Here is a 4,812-nt window from a genome sequence, read left to right as displayed (position 1 = left end):
AAGCGCGGCAGATGCCCGACTATCCCGATCAGGCGGCGCTTGCCGCGGCCGAGACCGAACTCGGCCGGTTTCCGCCGCTGGTTTTCGCGGGCGAGGCACGCGCGCTGCGGCAGGAGCTTGGTCAGGTGGCGGAGGGCAAGGCTTTCCTGCTCCAGGGCGGCGACTGCGCCGAGAGCTTCGCCGAATTCCACCCCAACAACCTCCGCGATACGTTCCGCGTGCTGCTGCAGATGGCGGTCGTCCTGACCTATGCGTCGAAGCTGCCGGTGGTGAAGGTCGGCCGCATGGCGGGCCAGTTCGCCAAGCCGCGCTCCGCGCCGATGGAGGAGGTGAACGGCGTCAGCCTCCCCTCCTATCGCGGCGACAACGTCAACGACATCGCCTTCACGCCCGAGGCGCGCAACCCCGATCCGCAGCGGATGATCCGCGCCTACAGCCAGTCGGCGGCGACGCTGAACCTGCTGCGCGCCTTCGCGCAGGGCGGCTATGCCAATCTGCAGCAGGTTCATGCCTGGACGCTCGACTTCATGGGCCGCAGCCCGTGGGCCGCGCAGTACCAGCAGCTGGCCGACCGGATCGGCGAGGCGCTGTCCTTCATGGCGGCGTGCGGGGTCAGCCCCGAGACCGTGCCGCAGCTTCGCGCGACGAGCTTCTATACCAGCCATGAGGCGCTGCTCCTGCCCTACGAGCAGGCGCTGACCAGGCAGGATTCGCTGACCGGCGACTGGTACGATACCAGCGCGCACATGCTGTGGATCGGCGATCGCACGCGCTTCCAGGGCAGCGCGCACGTCGAATATCTGCGCGGCGTCGGCAATCCGATCGGCATCAAATGCGGGCCGAGCCTCGAGCCCGACATGCTACTGCGCCTGCTCGACACGCTCGATCCGGCGCGGTCGCCCGGCCGCATTACGCTCATCACGCGCTACGGCCACGACAAGATCGAGGCGCACCTTCCCTCGCTGGTCCGCGCGGTCAAGCGCGAAGGGCGGCCGGTGGTGTGGAGTTGTGATCCGATGCACGGCAACGTCGTCAAGGCCGCCAACGGCTACAAAACGCGCCCGTTCGACCGGATCCTGGCCGAAGTGCGCGGATTCTTCGCGGTGCATCGCGCCGAAGGGACGCATGGCGGCGGCATCCACGCCGAAATGACCGGGCAGAACGTCACCGAATGCACGGGCGGCGCGATCGCATTGACCGAGCAGGGGCTGGCCGACCGCTACCACACGCATTGCGACCCGCGCCTCAATGCCAGCCAGTCGATCGAACTGGCCTTCCTCTTGGCCGAGATGCTCAACCAGGAAATGCGCGAGCGGGAGAAGGCGGCCGCCTGAGCCACCGACGGCGATGATCGCAGGCTCTGGCGTTTCTCCTGAACGCCAGAGCCTGTGGGGTGTCAGGCGCCGCTTTGGCTGCAGGGCGCGGCTGCCGGCGCAATGCGCCACCGGCCATGCCGAAGCCGGCGACCATGACGGCCCAGCTTGCCGGCTCGGGAACTGCCGCCGGAACGTCGCTTAGCGCGACGTTGTCGAATTGCACAAAACCGCTGCTGTTCGCGGTGGGCGTCCAGCTGAAGGAGACCAGCGGCGCGAGGTCGAACTGGATCGTGTTGACCATCAGCCACTCGCCGGGCGTATTCGCAAGCGTGTAGTCGACCACTTGCGACTTACCATCGGCAAAGGCGAAGGTGAAGCAGACGCCGAGCGTCGGCTGGCCGAAGCCGCTGCTGTTGCCATAGTTCGATGCCATATCGAGCGAATCGAGCATGAACGCCGAGCCATCCGCCCGCCGGATCGTCGATACGGCCGAGCCAAGGTAATTCACCAGCGCGGCGTCGTCGCGGTCGAGGCTCGTGCGGGACGTTCCCGTTGTGACGAAACATGTGTTGCTGTTCGAGCAGCGATTTGCGCTGAGCGTGTAACCTTGTTCGCTATATGGCCCGTATACATAACCGGTGGATCCGTTGCGGCCGCGCAGGCCGTCGAAGTTCAGCACCGTAGCTGCGGCGCTTGCGGCGCTTCCTGCAGACATCAGGGCAATGGCGATCAGGGGGGCGGCAACGCGCATGAAAACTCCTACTTTGAATTAGTTACCGTGGCGGCAACCCATGCCGCGCATAGCTGGCCGATATGTCAGATCAGGGTCGGACGGCGCCGTAGGCCGCTGCGGGCTTGCGCCGGCCGTGGCGACGGCTAGCGTCCTTTTCACGCATGAGATCAAGGAACGTTATGAAGCGCATCTCCATTCTGTTGGCCGGCACCATGTTCGCCGGCATTGCACTGGCGCAGACGCCCGCCGCCGATCAGCCCGATACGAGCCCCGCCCGGCTGGCCACCCCAAGCTACGGTGATTTCGGTTTCGACCTCGCCGGCATGGATCGCACGATCAAACCGGGGGACGATTTCTACCATTTCGCCAACGGGGCTTGGGAGAAGGCGACGCCGATCCCGCCCGACCGGTCAAACTATGGCATGTTCACGGCGCTGGAAGAGCTGAGCCAGGCGCGCACGGTGGACATCCTCCAGGCGGCAGCGCGGAGCCCGGGTAACAAGGTCGGTGATCTCTACGCCAGCTACATGGACGCCGCCGCGATCGAGCGGAAAGGCATCGAGCCGCTCAAGCCTGCCCTCGCCCGTCTTGCCGCTATTCGCGACAAGGCCGGGGTGATGGCCGCGCTCGGCGCGTCGCGCAGCTGGGATAGCGGCGGTCTGAATGGTGAGGTCAGCACGTTCGGCCCGATCAAGGCGTCGGTGCAGATCGACGACAAGGATCCCGACACGCCAATCGTCAACCTGCGCCAGGGCGAGCTGTTGCTGCCAGACCGCGATTATTATCTGTCGGACGATCCCAAGATGGCGGAGGCGCGTACCGATGCGCGCACCTACCTCACCCGCCTCTTCACGCTGGGCGGCGAGCGCGATGCGGCCACCCGCGCGCAGGCGGTCCTCGACCTCGAGACGAAGATCGCCCGCGCGCAATGGACCCGCGTCGAGAGCCGCGATGCCGACAAGACCTACAATATCTGGACGCGGGCCGAACTGGATCGCAACGCGCCCGGCGTCGACTGGGCCGCGTTCCTAACGCAGGCGGGTTTCGCGCGCGAGCAGCGCTTCCTGGTGTCGCAGCCGTCCGCGATCACCGGTGCGGCGAAGATCGTCGCCGAAACGCCGCTAGCCGTGCTGAAGGACTATCTGTGGGTCCACACGGTCGACGACGCGGCGATCTACCTCTCGCGGCCCTTCGGCGAGGCGCATTTTGCCTTCCACGGCAAGGCTTTGAACGGCACGCCCGCCGATCTGCCCCGGTGGAAGCGCGGCGTCGCGCTGGCCAAGGCGGGCATGGGCGATGCGGTCGGCCAAGCCTATGTCGCCAAGTGGTTTCCGCCCGAAACCAAGGCAGCGGCGGACCAGCTGATCCGCAACATCCTGGCGGCGTGGAAGCCCCGCCTGGACCAGCTGTCCTGGATGACGCCCGAGACGAAGGCGAAGGCCGCGCAGAAGCTCGCCGCTTTTACCCCCAAGATCGGCTATCCCGACAAATGGCGCGATTATAGCGCGCTGAAGGTCGATCGCGGTGACCTGATCGGCAATGTCGCGCGCGCCAAGGCCAGCAACTGGGACTATTCGCGTTCCTATCTCGGCAAGAAGGCCGATCGTGGCGCCTGGTTCATGACGCCGATGGAGATCAACGCCTATGCCAACCCGGTGTGGAACGAGATCGTCTTCCCGGCAGCGATCCTGCAACCGCCCTTCTTCGACCCGAAGGCCGATCCGGCGGTCAATTATGGCGGGATCGGCGCGGTGATCGGGCATGAGCTCAGCCACCATTTCGATGACCAGGGCCGCAAGTATGACCCGAGCGGCCGGCTGGCCGACTGGTGGACGCCGGCGGACGTGACCCGCTTCACGTCGCTCACCGACCGGCTGGTCAAGCAATATGACGCCTACACGCCGCTGCCGGGCGAGCATGTCAACGGCAGCCTGACGCTGGGTGAGAATATCGCCGATCTCGCGGGCCTGACCGTGGCTTACGATGCCTACAAGCTGTCGCTTGGCGGCACGCCGGCGCCGACGATCGACGGTCTGTCGGGCGACCAGCGCTTCTACCTCGGCTGGGCGCAGGTCTGGCGGCGCAGCTATCGCGAGAACAATCTGCGCCAGCGGCTCAAGACCGATCCCCACGCGCCCTCGGCCGAGCGGGCGGCGGTCGTGCGCAATCTCGACCCCTGGTACGGGGCGTTCCGCGCCGCGCCGGGCGAGAAATTGTATCTGGCGCCCGCTGATCGCGTGAAGATCTGGTAAGCCGGGTGCGCGGCGGCGGGGCGTCCCGCCGCCGTCGTCACTCGCCGATCAGGTCGAGATAGGCGACGACGTCGTTGCTGGTCTGGACGAACAGACCCTCCTGGATCGCTTCGGCCTCCAGCGCGGCCTGCTGAAGCGCCTGCGCGAGCGAGCCGTAGAGCAAGGTCGTCGTGGCCCCGCTGTCGCTATCGAGGTGATAGAGGCGGACCGCCGCCTCCGCATCGACCGTCCGCATGCGCGCTGCTTATTCGGCCGCCACGGCCTCTTGCACGTCCTCGGCCACCGGAAAGTCCTGCTCCTGCAGGAACCGCTCGGCATCCAGCGCGGCCATGCAGCCCGTGCCGGCGGCGGTGATCGCCTGGCGATAATGTTTGTCCATCACGTCGCCGCACGCGAACACGCCCGGCACGCTCGTCCTGGCGGTGCCCGGCGTCACCTTGATATAGCCCTCGTCGAGCTCAAGCTGGCCACCGAACATCTCGGTCTGCGGATGATGCCCGATCGCGACGAA

Annotated in this window: 5 protein-coding genes; 2 read left to right on the top strand and 3 right to left on the bottom strand. The window is 66.5% G+C overall.

From position 1 onward, the window contains the following. Positions 1-11 precede the first annotated feature (11 nt). The gene (locus tag ACOJSF_RS09550) at positions 12-1,334 is read left to right on the top strand and encodes a class II 3-deoxy-7-phosphoheptulonate synthase (protein ID WP_420141979.1); all 1,323 of its coding nucleotides are present in this window, start codon (positions 12-14) and stop codon (positions 1,332-1,334) included. Here ACOJSF_RS09550 and ACOJSF_RS09545 read toward each other — a convergent pair. Next, positions 1,294-2,067: a PEPxxWA-CTERM sorting domain-containing protein gene (locus tag ACOJSF_RS09545; protein ID WP_420141978.1), complete on the bottom strand. Its 774-nt coding sequence runs from the start codon at positions 2,065-2,067 to the stop codon at positions 1,294-1,296. The two genes, ACOJSF_RS09550 and ACOJSF_RS09545, sit on opposite strands and share 41 nt — an antisense overlap. Before the next feature lie 161 nt (positions 2,068-2,228). Between ACOJSF_RS09545 and ACOJSF_RS09540 the strand changes: the two genes are divergently transcribed. Then, positions 2,229-4,301, top strand: a complete 2,073-nt coding sequence (locus ACOJSF_RS09540) for a M13 family metallopeptidase (protein WP_420141977.1) — start codon at positions 2,229-2,231, stop codon at positions 4,299-4,301. 37 nt (positions 4,302-4,338) lie between these two features. On the opposite strand, the gene ACOJSF_RS09535 is transcribed toward ACOJSF_RS09540, so the two are convergent. Both ACOJSF_RS09535 and ACOJSF_RS09530 read right to left on the bottom strand, forming a co-directional pair. Beyond that, positions 4,339-4,536 (bottom strand): hypothetical protein, encoded by a 198-nt coding sequence (locus ACOJSF_RS09535; protein WP_420141976.1) that lies wholly within the window; start codon positions 4,534-4,536, stop codon positions 4,339-4,341. 9 nt (positions 4,537-4,545) lie between these two features. After that, the coding region (locus tag ACOJSF_RS09530) for an FAD-dependent oxidoreductase (RefSeq protein WP_420141975.1) at positions 4,546-4,812 on the bottom strand (267 nt) is incomplete at its 5' end.

Origin of the sequence: Sphingomonas sp., from assembly GCF_048594985.1 — a bacterium.
Classification (GTDB): domain Bacteria; phylum Pseudomonadota; class Alphaproteobacteria; order Sphingomonadales; family Sphingomonadaceae; genus Sphingomonas_I.
Note: the sequence above shows the minus strand (reverse complement) of the source record. Positions and strands in the feature narration are given on the sequence as shown.